Origin of the sequence: Marinobacter fuscus, from assembly GCF_003007675.1 — a bacterium.
GTDB lineage: Bacteria > Pseudomonadota > Gammaproteobacteria > Pseudomonadales > Oleiphilaceae > Marinobacter > Marinobacter fuscus.
In genome coordinates this window covers 246543-261170 of the sequence record NZ_PXNP01000009.1, presented here as the reverse complement: position 1 = coordinate 261170, position 14628 = coordinate 246543, and the positions used below count along the sequence as shown (strand labels likewise).

Below are 14628 nucleotides of genomic sequence, written 5' to 3'. Positions count from 1 at the left end.
AGTTAAGTGCCCGTGAAAGGAATTGAGTGGCCAGCATCCAACCTTCTATATCGGTTGATCTAAATTACCTATAAAACTCGATCGTAACGCACAAGCCGCGTTGCGGTTCCGCCGTAAAGCTGATTTTGCCCTCATAGCGGGTCACTATATCCCGGACGATAGCAAGGCCGAGACCGTGCCCGGGTGTTTGCTCGTCAAGTCGCAGTCCCCGCTGGCCCAAGCTGTCCAAATTGTCCTCATCAACCCCTGGACCATCGTCGGTAACAACGATTCGTTTTAAATCACTGCCTTGTTCTATCAACAGCTCTACGCATCGTGAAGACCACTTTCCGGCATTGTCGAGCAGATTACCCAGTACTTCATTCAAGTCATGCTCTTCTATCGGCCAGCGGCAATCATCAGGCAGGGAACTCGATAGCTCAAACGACTTTTCGGGGTACAAGCGCCCGAGCATCCACAGAAGATCCCGTGCCTGCTTTAGGGGATAAGCGCTTTTCCCAACCTGAGGCCCGGCAAAACGGCTTCGGCGCATTTCCGCCTCTAGTTGCTTGTCGATATCGTCTAATCGCTCCGCCATCTGGCGCCTAAGGTTAGTGTCGAGGGGACGGGTGTCATCTTCCAGTATCTGCCGAACTGCTGCGATGGGGGTTTTGACACTATGAGACAAATTTGCAAGAGCTTCTCGTGAGCGCTCCAGTCGCTGATCCAAGGAGTCCAGCAACTGATTTAGCTGAAGAACGAGGGGGTGAAACTCCTCTGGAGACTGAACGTTGATTCGGGAGATCTCGCCATCCTGAAGTCTTTTCAATGCGGCTTTCAGTGTTACAACGGGTCGCATAGATAACGTGATACCGAACCAGAGGACGGCTACCAGGAGCATGATCAACAGAATGGATACGACGGCGGTCCAGGCATGCAGTGCTGCCTGGCTGCGTTTCAGCGCACCCAGATCCTCAGATACGATCACGACGATGGGCGTTTCGTCGATTTGAAAAGACTTTCGGTAGGCGAGAATGTCTGAGGGAGTATCAGGGTTTTCGGCATCCTCTACGCGAAGAGTTCCATCCTCTTGGTTATCGATCAGGGGCCTCAATAGGGGCTCCCAGGCAGCCGGTGAAATGATGGTGTGTTCGGGTGTATGTATGGCGAAGGCATGATGAAAAACATCCTGGAAATAATCACCCGTCTGGAGAGTGTCAACTTGACCGTCCGCGTCGCGAATCTGGTGTTCCAGGAAAGCGACTTCGTCTTTCAGTCGGCTTTCAACGAATTCCCGGGACATTCGTTCGAGTAGCAAACCATGGACCAACCACGCTATCCCCATCAGACCAATCCCGGCGGGCAGTAACAGCGCAAGCAACGTTCCTTTTACGGAGGCGGGCTTTTTAAGGAATCGCATTAAAAATGTACCCCTGGCCGCGTCGTGTTGAGATGGTTTCGCTGCCCACTAGCTTCCTTAACCTCCGAATATACGCCTCAATGACGTTTTCGCTCGGGCTATCATTCAAGTTGTAAAGCTGTTCCATTAGTTGTTCTTTGGAAAAGACGTGGCCAGGGCGGCTCATCAAACAACGTAGCAGCCGGAATTCGGTGCCGGTAAGTGTATGTTCCACGCCGTCGTCCATCTTGAGACTCTGGCGGTTTTCGTCCAGTTCAAAGCGGCCGGCTTTAACCTGAGCATGGACCCTTCCTTCACTTCGACGCACGAGTGCGTTGAGGCGTGCGATTAGCTCTTCTGTCTGAAAAGGTTTTGCCAGGTAATCGTCTGCCCCGGCTTTTAAGCCGTTAACCTTATCCTGCCAATCGCCTCTCGCGGTCAGAATCAAGACCGGACAGCTGACGTGATTCGTTCGCCACTTTCTCAATACGTCCAGCCCGTTGGCATCAGGTAGACCCAGGTCCAGAACAACAGCACGGTAATCCTCTTGCTCACCCAGAACGACGGCTTCTCGGGCACTGGGAGTTGTATCAACGCTGAAACCTGCTTTTCCCAACTGCCTGACCAGGCCCTCAGCAAGCAAGCGGTCATCTTCGACGAGCAGTAAACGCATGAGTTTTTCCTTCTATGTATGGTCCGCGGTCGAAAGTGTGACTGATTAACCTGAATTCAGCCTGAACGGAAAATAGTTCGAGTTTTTCAGAAAGAATTCAGGTTAGTGAGAGAAGGTAACAACCGATTCTGGACATTGCTCAAGATTGGGGCTCAATCCGGCAGTGTTTTTCGAGCAATATTTTACAGAGGATAAAACGATGAATGCATCAAAACTATTCGTAGCGGGTATGGCGCTTTCAATGTCGGCAACAGCGTTTGCGGCTGGCGCCCATGATGGTGGCCACGGGCACGGCGCTACAAGCGGTGAACCTGGCAAAGCGTCGGAGGCCAGCCGAACCGTAACTGTCGAGATGTACGACAACTACTACGAACCCGAAGAAATCAGTGTAAAGCCGGGTGAAACCGTTCGCTTCGTGGTGGAGAACAAGGGAAACCTCGTCCATGAGTTCAGTGTTGGCACTCCCGACATGCACGAAGCTCATCAAGAGGAAATGATGATGATGGTTGAGCATGGCGTCATCCAGGGCGGCAAGCTGAACCACGACATGATGAATATGGATATGGGGAATGGCCATTCCATGAAGCATGACGACCCGAACAGCGTGTTGCTGGAACCGGGCCAAAGTAAAGAAGTGGTATGGAAGTTCTCTGATAAAGGCAATATCGAATTTGCCTGCAACGTGCCGGGCCACTATCAGGCCGGGATGTACGGTGAGGTCAATTTCGAGTAACTCGCTTAACTGAGGTCCGCGAGCGCGGGGCTGAGACACGTTTCTCGGCCCGGCTTCAATGACGTGTAGTTCGGAGCAACACAGATGAAACCACGCTTTTTGACAGGGCTTTTGAGCCTGCTGATGCCAGCCATGGTTCTGGCCGGTGAGTACGACCTTACGGTCGACCGGGTAAAAATTGATACCGGCGATTTCGTGAAAGAAGGTATTGGCTATAACGGTGCATCTCCGGGACCGGTGATGCGCTTCAAGGAAGGTGAAACCGTCAAGATCAATGTGACCAACAACCTGGATGAGATGACGTCCATTCACTGGCACGGTCTGATCCTGCCTTTCAATCAGGACGGTGTGCCAGGTATCAGTTTCCCTGGCATCAAGCCGGGTGAAACGTTCACCTATGAATTCCCTATCCAGCAAGCAGGCACCTACTGGTTTCATAGCCACTCTGGTTTTCAGGAGCCAGACGGGGCCTATGGTGCCATTGTCATTGAGCCCGAGGGCCGTGAGCCGTTCCGCTACGATCGTGAATTCGTGGTACAGCTGACTGATAAACACCCCCATTCCGGTGACCGCATCATGCGCAACCTGAAAATGATGCCGGACTATTACAACCGCGAGCAGCAAACCGTGGGCGAGTTTTTCTCGGACGCGTCAAAGAATGGCCTGATGAATACGGTCCGAGACCGGATGGCCTGGGGCGACATGCGCATGATGAAAGCGGACGTTGAGGACCTGCAAGGCTTTACGGGTCTGATCAACGGTAAGGGGCCGGACCAGAACTGGACTGGGCTTTTTGAGCCGGGCGAACGCATCCGGCTGCGGTTCATCAACTCCTCGGCCATGACCTACTTCGACATACGGATTCCCGGTCTGGACATGACGGTTGTACAGGCCGATGGCAACAACGTTCAGCCCGTTAACGTGGACGAGTTCCGGATCGGTGTGGCGGAAACCTATGATGTGATCGTCCACCCGAAAGATGAGCAGGCCTACACCATTTTCGCTGAATCCATGGGGCGTTCCGGCTATGCCAGGGCAACGTTGGCCCCCGAAGAAGGTATGGAAGCGGCTGTTCCGCAACTGCGTGATCCGGCGCGCCTGACTATGGCAGACATGAGCGGTATGCCCGGTATGGACCATGGCAGCATGGCGGGGATGGATCATGGAGGCATGGATATGGGCAGCTCAGAAGATATGTCCGGGATGGATCACTCCTCAATGGAGGGAATGGACCACTCCAACATGGACAGCATGGATCATTCCAATATGGAAGGTATGGACCATGGTTCCATGACGATGGGAAAAGAAGATAAAAGCGATCCTTTCTATGCCAAGGGCAGTGGCCTCATGCCCAAAGCTGCTAATGGCGGTAAATTTCTGTCTTACGCCGACCTGAAGGCTCAGGATCCGTTGTATGAAGACCGCGAACCGACCCGGGAAATCGAGCTTCGCCTGACCGGCAATATGGAGCGTTACACCTGGAGCATTAATGGCGTCAAGTATGAAGACGCCGATCCGATTCGTCTGAAATACGGTGAGCGGGTCCGCTTCAAGTTTGTTAACGAAACCATGATGACGCATCCAATGCACCTGCACGGCATGTGGTCGATTTTGGACGTCGGCGCCGGCCAGTGGAATCCCATCAAGCACACTGTGAGCGTGAATCCGGGCACCACTGTGTACATGGAAACCGAAGTCGATGCCCCGGGGCAGTGGGCGTTCCATTGCCACCTTTCCTACCACGCGGCGGCCGGAATGTTCCGTAAGGTGATTGTCGAAGGTGGCCCGGATTCAACCCAGGCGAAAACAGACGCGATTGCTGAAGATGGAGGTGAGGTATGAGCTGTATTCGATCACTTGTCGCAGTCAGTCTTATTGCCTCTGTTGGCTTCTCAACGGCGGTGACAGCTCAGGAAATGATTTCTGACACTACCGCTCGTAAACAGCCGCTCACAACTTGGGGGGTTCAGTTCGAGGAGTTTGAATACCGCTACAGCGACGATGATGAGGAACTGGGCGTCTGGAATGCGGATGCCTTTTATGGCACCGACGATTTTAAAGTCCGGTTGCTCACAACCGGCGAATACGAAATAGAGGAGCAGGCCTACGAAACGCTGGAAAACCAGTTGGTCGGCCAGATCCCCATCTCTAAATTCTTCGATGCCAAAGCGGGTGTTCGCTTTGACACCCCTGAAGGACCGGATCGAACTTACGCCGTACTGGGTGTCGCTGGGCTTGCACCCCAATGGTTTGAGGTTGATGCCAACCTGTATGTGAGCGATGAAGGTGAGACGTCCGCTGAGCTGGACGCAGAGTATGAATTATTGCTCACCAATTATTGGATCCTCGCGGCGACACTGGACGCAACGGTGGCCTTCAGTGAGGATCGTGAAATTGGTGTTGGCAAAGGTCTGGTGTCCACCGAAGCAGGGCTGCGTCTGCGTTATGACTTGGTTGATCGCGCCTTTTCGCCCTATGTCGGTGTGGTGCATGAACAAAAATACGGTGATACCGCGGATTTCGCTGAAACCGGCGGCGGAAGCACAGAAGACTGGTTTGCCGTGATCGGCGCTCGAATTGCATTCTGACGTTGATGTTGAAGGGCCATTGGGAAACTGATGGCCTTTTTCGTCTATGATTTGATGTAACTCAAATCCACCGAAAGCATGTGTCCATTTTCAGTCGCAGTTCAGGTTGAAGTGTTTTGATACAGGGAGAAGTCATCAGGAAGAGAGGTGTCACCCCATGACCAAAGCACACAAAGCAACCAACCAGGAGCAGTTTTTGTTGCGCCGAAAAATGACCGTCGAGGGGCTTGGAGAGGATCAGTGGGAGGGGCTCATCCACGATCTGAATCACCACCCATGCGTTGATTTCGCCGAGCGTAAGCCAAATGGCACATTGCAGGTGACGTACGATGGAACCCACTGGTCCGTCGATGAATTACTGGAACTGATCAAGGCTTACGGTGGCCGATTGAAAACCGGATGGTGGACCCGGCGCAAACTGGCCTGGTACCGGTTTACCGACGACAACGTCCGGGCAAATGCCAAGCATGAGCCGTTCTGCTGTTCCAAGATTCCACCCATGAAAAAATAAGAGGAGATTGAATGAGCAGGGAGGAAGATCGAAGCACTCGCTACCAGGAAGGTAGTCTCACTCTGCCAGGGACGGTGATGCTGGGTACCGGCGTCATGATTGGCGCCGGTATTTTTGCTCTGACCGGGCAGATGGCCCAGATGACCGGTGTGCTATTCCCGCTGGCCTTTCTCGCTGCAGCGGTGATTGTGAGCTTCAGCGCCTATTCCTACATCAAGATCTCCAATACCTACCCTTCCGCCGGCGGTATCGGCATGTACCTGCACAAGGCCTACGGAAACCGGCTGCCAACGGCTTTCAACGCCCTGTTGATGTATTTTTCCATGGTCATCGCTCAGAGCTTCCTGGCCCGGACCTTTGGCTCTTACACCATGCAACTTTTTGGCGGGGATGACAGTGGCCGCATGGTGCCCATTCTCGGCGTGGCGCTCATTCTGGCGGCCTTTCTGATCAACCTGCTGGGCAATCGGATGATTCAAGGGGTGGCTTCCTTTATCGGGATCCTGAAAATCGGCGGCATACTGATTTTCGGTCTGGTCGGGATCTGGATTGCCGACTCAGTCTCGGTTGATTTTTCGGAGCCCGGTGAAGCCGGAGCGCTGGGCAACTTCCTGGGCGCAACCGCACTGGGGATTCTGGCGTTCAAAGGCTTTACGACCATCACCAACAGTGGTTCGGAAGTAACAGACCCAAAGCGAAACGTTGGGCGCGCCATCGTGATTTCCATTGCCGCCTGTGTGGTGATCTACACGCTGGTGGGATTTGCGGTCGCCAGCAATCTATCTCTGGCTGAAATTATCGAAACGCAGGATTACTCTCTCGCCGCTGCTGCACGCCCCGCTCTCGGCGAATACGGCGTCTGGTTTACTGTTGCGATTGCCATGATGGCCACGGCGGGAGGAATTCTGGCCAGTGTATTTGCTGTGTCCCGCATGTTGGCCATGCTGACGGAGATGAAACTGGTTCCTCATCGGCATTTCGGGATGCCCGGCAGCATTCAGAAGCACACACTGGTGTATACCGTTGTCCTGGGTCTGATTCTGACCGCCTTCTTTGACCTGTCACGCATTGCTGCGTTGGGTATCGTGTTTTATCTGATTATGGACATTGCCATTCACTGGGGTGTGCTCCGTTATCTACGCAAAGACATTAAGGCCAACACCTGGGTGCCAGCAACAGCCATCTTGTTGGATCTTTTGGCGCTGGGCGGCTTCGTCTGGGTAAAGCTTAATACGGACCCGTTCGTCATCAGCGTGGCAGTCGTGACCATGATCGTGATTGCAGTATCCGAGCAGATTTTCCTTAAAAGATCACCGGAATCGGCGCAAGCGAAACAGGAAGAGAGTCATGCGCATCATCATTAATCTGAATCAGGAAGAGAGGCTATTGCCATGATGGGAGATAACATGTTCGGGAACACCATGTGGGCAGGCCACTGGCTGTGGATGCTGGTGATTGCCATTGTGGTCGTCATTCCGGCCTGGCGTATTTGCCAGCGCACGGGGTATCCGGGGTGGATGGGTGTACTGATACTGATCCCTATCGTCAATCTGGTTCTGCTGTATTTCATTGCATTTGCAGACTGGCCCGCCGATAAAACAGGAGATCAGAATGGCTGAGCACCATCACGCCCATGACCACGATCACCACGCCGATAAAGAACCTGGCGGGCACACCGCCAAGGATCCGGTTTGCGGCATGGCAGTCGATCCGCATACCGCGGAACACCGCAGCCAGCATGGCGGTAAAACCTGGTACTTCTGCTCGTCGCGTTGCCAGTCCAAATTCGACGAGGACCCTGAGCAGTACCTCGATTGGGAAAAGAAACAGCAAGAGCCGGTAGCGCCGGGCACTATGTATACCTGTCCCATGCACCCCGAGACTCGGCAGCAAGGGCCAGGGGACTGCCCAATCTGCGGCATGGCCCTAGAGCCCGAGCAGGTAAGCCTGGACGACGGGCCTTCGGAAGAACTCAAAGACATGACCCGCCGATTCTGGATCGGCCTGGTGCTGGCCCTGCCTGTACTGGTACTGGAGATGGGTGGGCACCTCACCGGACTCGATCACATTATAGCCCCGCAGATGTCCAACTGGATTCAACTGGTGCTGGCAACGCCCGTGGTGCTTTGGTGCGGCTGGCCCTTCTTCGTCCGGGGCTGGAAATCCGTGGTTAGCCGAAATTTGAACATGTTCACGCTGATTGCCATTGGCACCGGCGTAGCGCTGATCTACAGCCTGGTAGCCACACTTGTTCCACAGGTATTCCCGGGCGCTTTCCGGCAGGAAGATGGATCGGTGGCGGTGTACTTCGAAGCGGCAGCGGTCATTGTGGTGTTGGTATTGCTCGGCCAGGTGCTGGAATTGCGAGCCCGGGAAAAAACCTCCGGTGCCATAAAGGCGCTGTTGGATCTGGCGCCGGCAACGGCCAGAAAACTGGATGATGATGGCGGTGAGTCCGATGTGTCGCTGGATCAGGTGAAGGTCGGCGACCGCCTACGGGTGCGCCCAGGCGACAAGGTGCCGCTGGACGGCGAGGTGCTCGAAGGCAGCTCCAACGTGGATGAGTCCATGGTGACCGGGGAGCCTCTGGCCGTCAGCAAAAAGTCTGGCGATCAGGTGATCGGTGGCAGTATCAACCAGCAGGGCAGCTTTATCATGCGGGCCGACAAGGTCGGTCGGGACACCATGCTGTCCCAGATTGTGCAGATGGTGGCCAGCGCTCAACGCAGCCGTGCACCCATCCAGGGGCTGGCAGACAAGGTGGCAGGATACTTTGTGCCAGCCGTAATCGTGATCGCCATTATCGCCTTCATTGCCTGGTCCTTCCTTGGGCCGACGCCCCCGATGGCATTCGGTCTGATTGCTGCTGTGAGCGTGCTGATTATTGCGTGCCCCTGCGCCCTAGGTCTGGCAACGCCTATGTCCATTATGGTTGGCGTCGGGCGCGGCGCACAGAGTGGTGTGCTGATCCGTGATGCAGAAGCACTGGAGCGCATGGAGAAAGTGGACACCGTGGTGGTGGATAAAACCGGCACGCTGACAGAGGGCAAGCCGCAAGTCACCCGGCTTGTCGCGGCCAACGGGTTCGATGACAGTAGTCTCATGCGTTATGCAGGTGGCCTGGAGAAAGGCAGTGAGCACCCACTGGCTCACGCCATACTCGATAAAGCCAAGGGCATGGACCTGAAGCTTCCGGATGCGGAAGACTTTGACTCTCCGAATGGTAAAGGGGTTACCGGTCGAATAGACGGCAAGCGGGTGCTACTTGGTAACCGCCTTCTCATGGAGTCGGAAAATGTCGACACCACGCGATTTGACGGCGACGCCGACCAGCTCCGAAAAGATGGTGCTACCGTGATTTTTGCTGCTGTCGACGGAAACGTCGCAGGGTTGCTGGCGATTGCCGATCCGGTCAAGGAAACCACCGAAGCCGCTATTTCCGCGCTGCAAAAAGACGGCATCCGGGTGGTCATGCTGACCGGCGATAACCGCACTTCAGCTGAAGCAGTTGCCCGAAAACTGCATATCGACGAAGTGGAAGCGGAAGTCCTGCCGGAAGATAAGGGCAAGATCGTCCAGCGCCTGAAAGACGAAGGCCGTGTTGTCGTGATGGCGGGTGACGGCGTAAACGATGCGCCTGCACTGGCAACGGCGGATGTCGGTGTGGCCATGGGCACCGGGACCGATGTCGCCATCGAAAGCGCCGGCATTACGCTGCTGCGCGGCGACCTGATGGGCATTGTCGAGGCGCGCCGTTTGTCTCTGGCGACCATGCGCAATATCCGTCAGAACCTGTTTTTCGCCTTCGTTTACAACTCCGCCGGTGTTCCGATAGCGGCAGGGGTTTTGTACCCGTTTTTCGGGATACTGCTGTCGCCCATTTTTGCAGCGGCCGCCATGTCGCTGTCATCGGTCAGCGTGATTGTGAATGCGCTGCGTTTGAGGGTGGTGAAACTCGGGTCAAAGCAATGAACTTCTGAATCATTGGAGGTAGCTATGTCATACACGATCGATCAAGTTATCAAAGATGTCGATTTGCTGCAGTGCCTGCGGTTTGCAATGGATTAGCGAATTAGCCAGGCGAGCGCATAGCCCAACTGAACACTGGAAATGCAAATAGGACTCCTCATTTGACGACGGGATACCTATTTGATGTCAGTCATATTATGGAGAAGAAAAAAGGAAAAAAGGAAAAAAGATATGGATATAAAGACTTTTGGACAACTGATCGACTGGACGCGCGATCTGCACTCACATCTGGCGAGCTGTCTGTCCCATTGCGCAACAAAGCACGAGGAAGAACGGGCCCGTGCGCTTTTGGATTATCTGGCAGCTCATGAATCGGAAATAGAGCGGATCGTGAACGAGTTTGAGCACCAAGGGGATAAGAAGGCACTGGAAACTCGGGTGTACGACTACCTGTCCCATAATCCGATCAAAACTCATCGAACCTGCGACGAGCCTTACGCGAAGCTTGATTTTGATGGTATCTGCCGGGAAGTGTTCGACTTTCATGATCAGATTATTGATCTCTACAAAACGCTGATTGGAAAAGCCGAAATTCCAGAAGCAAAAGAGCTGTTCGAATCTCTTTTGGCGATGGAGGAAAATGAGTCGATGAGACTGGCTCGTCAGGTTGGCCGAATGCAGGATCTATGAGATCCGAGCACTTTTGCTGACGGCTTAATCCCTTTGAATGTTTCCAATTGAGGCTCACCTTCACACCTCAAAGACGGGCGCAAAGCCACCTCCCGGCGTTCGAAAGTTGGTGGCCTGGCCCTGGTACACACGGGCAGCGGCAAGCAGATGTTGCCCGGCATAGGTGTACAAACGGATATCGACCTTTCTGGTGGTGACCGTGCCATCCACTCTCAGGGTGCGTTCTCCGGCGGGAACGAAGTTCTGCGCGATGTAATCACCCTTCAGGATCTCTTCGAAAACGCGGCGGGTTAGTTTTTCGCCCCGATAGACGCCCTTGCTGCCATGGCCCGCTACCGGTTTGAAAAACAGTTTACGCCGGTTGCTCCACAACTCCGCCTCATCACTTGCTGAAACCAGCCGGGTCTTCGGTACAGCTCTATCCAGAAATCCTGCCTCGGTTTCACTCAGGCCCCAGTCGCGCAGGGTTTGGGCATCAGATAGCAGGATCAGGTTCCGTTTGTCGGCCATCAGCGCATGGGCGCGTGGATTGGGCGTGACGACCGCCGCGCCGTCGAGGTAGGCGCGCCTCAGCGCCCCAAGAGCCGGGGCCTCCAAGGCAAAATCCACCAGGCGGTTGTACACCATGTCAATAGGCTTGCCGTGGGCGCTCAGAGCGCCATCAACATACTCAAGCTCCGATGGGTCGAGGATCAAGGTCTCAATGCCTCTGGCCTGGAATAACTGCTGGGCCAGTTGGAATTCCGGGAACATAAACTGGGATTCTGGGGCATCGTCCACAATGGCCAGGCAACCGGGTGTCGAGTCGCCACCTTGCCGTTGCCACTCCTGCTGGAACATGGCAAACACCGCGTCCTCGAACCCATCCAGTGCACGGTTGGTGCCAGCAGTCAGCTGGGACGGGTCACAGCATCGGTGTTGAGCCCGGGCCAATACCGTGTTCAGAAATGCGCCGCCGGCGTTGGTGTTGATTTCGATCAGCTGAGGCCCGTTCTCGCCCAGGTGAAAGTCATAGCCCATGAAGGCCCCGATGGGGCCTGGATCAAAACTGGCGATGTCCGGCGCCCAGGACAGAGCTCTTTCCTTATAGGGCGGAAGCTCGGCTGCGGATTCGATCGCCTGAACAATCCGCTCCATCGTCGCGATGTCAGCCTGGGGAACAAAAACCGGCGTGTTTGAAAAGAGATGATGGATCTCGGGAGTGGCCGGTGCCCCGTTCCCAGTTTCTGAAAACTGCTTCTGGAGGCTGTCAGTGAGCGCTTTTCGGTCAAGGGTGATGCAGTAACACTGCCGGTTGAGCTGGTCGGCGTGGGTTTTGGTTGTTCGCTGGTTTTCCTGGGGCACGTCTTGCATTGGTCGTCCATGGTCATTGTGAATCGTTCCACCTTGATTCTGGTCAAACGGATGCATGTTTCGCAACTGTTTTCAGGCCTGTTTCAGCTTGGTGTGATGGACTGCCAAGTAATGACCATGCCTGTTCGGGATCTTGCTTACCGGGCGAGGAAATCTTACTGAAACCCTCTGACCAAAAAGGGCACGCTATGAAACATTCGTTGCGCAAGAAGTGGATTGCTGGAATTACGGCCAGTGTCGCTATGAGTTTTTCGCTGATGGTGGCCGCAGACACGAACCGGGCATTTGTTCCCATGGGCACAGCGGATGCCGTCGGCGTTATTGATCTGGAAAACCGCAAGGTGACGTCGTCCATTGGCGGCACCTTGAATACCCACGGTTCGGCACTGACCCCGGATGGCCGGTATCTGGTGGTGGGTAGTTTGTCGGCGCATGATCGTCAGAAGCCGGTTAGTCGCCCCGAAGGCGTTTCAGAAGATGAACACGCCGCTCATCATGGGGGCGGGAAGTCTACTGAATTGGAAGCAGGGAGTACCGGGCTGCTCTATTTGGTGAACACGGCCACAAAGACGATTGACCGCAAACTGGAAGTGCCGGGGCCTGTGCACCATGTGCTGGTGACTTCCAACGGTCGCTATGCCGTTTCCACGCATCCTGCCAGTGGCAGTATCAGCGTTGTGGATCTGGATTCCGGTCAGTTGGTCAAAACTGTGGCGACGGGGCCGGCCCCCAACTATCTGGTGCAAACCGACGACGGCCAATCCCTTCTGGTCAGCAATACCGGTAATGGCACGGTCAGCGAAGTGGATACCGAGCACTGGTTCGTCGAGCGCAATTTGCGGGTTGGCGGCAACCCAGAGCATATGGTGCTTGCCCCCGGCAACCAGCGGCTCTACGTGAATGATGCTGCATCCGGCCAGGTTCTTGTCCTTGAGCTTGCCAAAGGCGCGGTGGCGAACCGGTACGAGGTTGGGGAGGCGCCCCATGGCGTTGGCTTGAGCGCAGATGGCCAGACCCTCTATGCCACCAGCCAGGGCGGCAACCAAGTGGTCCGGATTGAGCTAGCCAGCGGCGCCCGCCACACCAGGCCGCTGGCTCCTGCGCCCTATCATCTTGCGGTCTCTCCCTACGATGGCCAGCTACTGGTGACCAGTCGGGCAGAGAACAAGCTTTGGGTGCTCGACCCGGAATCCCTCGATGTGGTGGATGAGATCGCGCTGAGCGGCATAGGCCATCAGATATCCCTTGAGGCCGATTAGTACTCTGTTCTGACACTGGCTTTTTCGCAAAGGAACCGCTCATGGATCGACGCTTTAAAATTACTTTGGCAATGTTTGCCGTTATCGCACTGGTTTTACTCTGGGGAGAACACAAGGTTCATCTGCTTGGCGCCTTGCCCTGGCTGATACTGCTTGCTTGTCCGCTGATCCATATTTTTATGCACGGAGGGCATGGAGGGCATGGAGGACATAACCACCAGGCAGAGCAACCGGGAAAGAGTGGAGAGCAGCGTGATGACTGATGGTGCATCGGATTATGGCCTTTGGAGCCTAGTGGTGCTGAATTCGGCGATTTTCATATTCTTCGCCTTCAGTTTTTTCAAACCGAAGACCCGCCGGGACTGGCGTTCGTTTGGTGCCTTCAGCGCGTTTCTGGTGGCACTGTTCACCGAGATGTACGGGTTCCCGCTGACGCTCTACTTCCTCTCCGGCTGGCTGCAGAGCCAGTATCCCGACGTGAACTGGTTGGCTCACGACAGTGGCCACTTGCTGGAAATGCTGTTTGGTTGGAAGGGTTCCCCACACTTTGGGCCGTTTCATCTCTTGAGCACAGTGTTTATTGGCCTCGGGTTTTATCTGATTGCGGCTGGCTGGCGTACCCTGTATGCCGCGCAAAAGGCAGGGCAGTTGGCCACAACCGGCCTGTATGCCCACGTTCGCCACCCCCAATATTCCGGCTTTGTGCTCATCATGTTCGGTTTTCTGTTGCAATGGCCCACGCTGCTGACGCTGGCCATGTTCCCGGTGCTGGTGTGGATGTACTCGCGCCTGTCTTTGTATGAGGAGCGTGAAACAGAAAAAATGTTCGGCTCCGATTGGCGGGCGTATGCAGCCAGAACTCCCCGTTTTATTCCGCAATTGAGGAATTTGAGACGCAAGGAAATCGAGGAACAAGAATGATGCATGTGGTAACTATCTCAGTAGGCGTTCTTGCGGTCGCACTAATCAGCGGCTGCGGTAAGACGGTGGATGACCGCTGGTACACACAGGCCCAGGTTGACCGCGGTGCCGTGGTTTTTGACGACAACTGCGCTAGCTGCCATGGCAGCAATGCTCAAGGAGCCTTTAATTGGAAAAAGGCCCTGAAGGATGGCTCTTATCCGCCGCCACCCCTCAACGGAACGGGCCATGCCTGGCACCACTCATTCGACACGCTCATGGCTACAATCAAGCAAGGAGGAGCTCCCCTGGGCGGAAAAATGCCAGCCTTTGATGGCAAGCTCTCAAAGGACGATCAAAAAGCCGCTATTGCCTATTTTCAGAGTAAATGGGACAAGCGGATCTATGAGGCATGGTCTAAAAGGAGTGGGCTCTGATTGGTGCTGTGCCGGTAGACAGCAGTCATGGCCGTTTCATTATGCGTATCAAAACCGAATACTGGACCCGGGAACTGGACCGGCAACCCAGGATGAGGTGGAACTTCAGCAACGACGATCTGGTCAAGGCCAGCCCG

Annotated in this window: 15 protein-coding genes; 12 read left to right on the top strand and 3 right to left on the bottom strand. The window is 54.9% G+C overall.

Translation table 11 applies throughout. The features are described from left to right. Positions 1–64: 64 nt before the first annotated feature. Together C7H09_RS02255 and C7H09_RS02250 are read right to left on the bottom strand one after the other, a co-directional pair. Positions 65–1399, bottom strand: a complete 1335-nt coding sequence (locus C7H09_RS02255; protein ID WP_106761016.1) for an ATP-binding protein — start codon at positions 1397–1399, stop codon at positions 65–67. Continuing rightward, positions 1386–2051, bottom strand: a complete 666-nt coding sequence (locus C7H09_RS02250) for a response regulator transcription factor (protein WP_106761015.1) — start codon at positions 2049–2051, stop codon at positions 1386–1388. The genes C7H09_RS02255 and C7H09_RS02250 overlap by 14 nt, the downstream gene beginning before the upstream one ends. A 199-nt stretch (positions 2052–2250) precedes the next feature. Between C7H09_RS02250 and C7H09_RS02245 the strand changes: the two genes are divergently transcribed. The 8 genes from C7H09_RS02245 (at position 2251) to C7H09_RS02210 (ending at position 10542) form a co-directional block, all read left to right on the top strand. Next, the gene (locus tag C7H09_RS02245) at positions 2251–2784 is read left to right on the top strand and encodes a cupredoxin domain-containing protein (RefSeq protein WP_106761014.1); all 534 of its coding nucleotides are present in this window, start codon (positions 2251–2253) and stop codon (positions 2782–2784) included. A gap of 84 nt (positions 2785–2868) precedes the next feature. Beyond that, on the top strand, positions 2869–4626 hold the full coding sequence (locus tag C7H09_RS02240) for a copper resistance system multicopper oxidase (protein ID WP_106761013.1): 1758 nt from the start codon (positions 2869–2871) through the stop codon (positions 4624–4626). Continuing rightward, complete coding sequence (locus tag C7H09_RS02235) at positions 4623–5372, top strand: copper resistance protein B (protein ID WP_106761012.1); 750 nt, start codon at positions 4623–4625, stop codon at positions 5370–5372. The genes C7H09_RS02240 and C7H09_RS02235 overlap by 4 nt, the downstream gene beginning before the upstream one ends. Positions 5373–5529: 157 nt before the next feature. Next, entirely contained in the window at positions 5530–5883 is a 354-nt protein-coding gene (locus tag C7H09_RS02230) for a hypothetical protein (protein ID WP_048496392.1), read from the top strand. Positions 5884–5894: 11 nt separating this feature from the next. Beyond that, positions 5895–7247: an APC family permease gene (locus C7H09_RS02225; protein WP_106761011.1), complete on the top strand. Its 1353-nt coding sequence runs from the start codon at positions 5895–5897 to the stop codon at positions 7245–7247. 27 nt (positions 7248–7274) lie between these two features. Beyond that, complete coding sequence (locus tag C7H09_RS02220) at positions 7275–7502, top strand: DUF805 domain-containing protein (RefSeq protein WP_022990675.1); 228 nt, start codon at positions 7275–7277, stop codon at positions 7500–7502. Continuing rightward, the gene (locus C7H09_RS02215) at positions 7495–9855 is read left to right on the top strand and encodes a heavy metal translocating P-type ATPase (RefSeq protein ID WP_106761010.1); all 2361 of its coding nucleotides are present in this window, start codon (positions 7495–7497) and stop codon (positions 9853–9855) included. The genes C7H09_RS02220 and C7H09_RS02215 overlap by 8 nt, the downstream gene beginning before the upstream one ends. 228 nt (positions 9856–10083) lie before the next feature. Further along, positions 10084–10542, top strand: a complete 459-nt coding sequence (locus C7H09_RS02210) for a hypothetical protein (protein WP_022990672.1) — start codon at positions 10084–10086, stop codon at positions 10540–10542. Between the two features lie 60 nt (positions 10543–10602). Here C7H09_RS02210 and C7H09_RS02205 read toward each other — a convergent pair whose 3' ends face one another. Continuing rightward, complete coding sequence (locus tag C7H09_RS02205) at positions 10603–11895, bottom strand: ATP-grasp domain-containing protein (protein ID WP_106761009.1); 1293 nt, start codon at positions 11893–11895, stop codon at positions 10603–10605. A 188-nt stretch (positions 11896–12083) separates the two neighbouring features. Here C7H09_RS02205 and C7H09_RS02200 point away from each other — a divergent pair, with 188 nt between their 5' ends. Genes C7H09_RS02200 through C7H09_RS02185 form a run of 4 tightly spaced genes read left to right on the top strand, consistent with a single transcriptional unit; the run spans position 12084 to position 14491 of the window. Continuing rightward, positions 12084–13154 (top strand): YncE family protein, encoded by a 1071-nt coding sequence (locus C7H09_RS02200; RefSeq protein WP_106761008.1) that lies wholly within the window; start codon positions 12084–12086, stop codon positions 13152–13154. 41 nt (positions 13155–13195) lie between these two features. Further along, positions 13196–13417: a DUF2933 domain-containing protein gene (locus C7H09_RS02195; protein ID WP_061331757.1), complete on the top strand. Its 222-nt coding sequence runs from the start codon at positions 13196–13198 to the stop codon at positions 13415–13417. Then, positions 13410–14075 carry an isoprenylcysteine carboxylmethyltransferase family protein gene (locus C7H09_RS02190; RefSeq protein ID WP_106761007.1) on the top strand — a complete coding sequence of 222 codons (666 nt, stop codon included), beginning with the start codon at positions 13410–13412 and terminating at the stop codon, positions 14073–14075. The genes C7H09_RS02195 and C7H09_RS02190 overlap by 8 nt, the downstream gene beginning before the upstream one ends. Continuing rightward, positions 14072–14491 carry a c-type cytochrome gene (locus C7H09_RS02185; protein ID WP_240616483.1) on the top strand — a complete coding sequence of 140 codons (420 nt, stop codon included), beginning with the start codon at positions 14072–14074 and terminating at the stop codon, positions 14489–14491. The genes C7H09_RS02190 and C7H09_RS02185 overlap by 4 nt, the downstream gene beginning before the upstream one ends. Positions 14492–14628 lie beyond the last annotated feature (137 nt).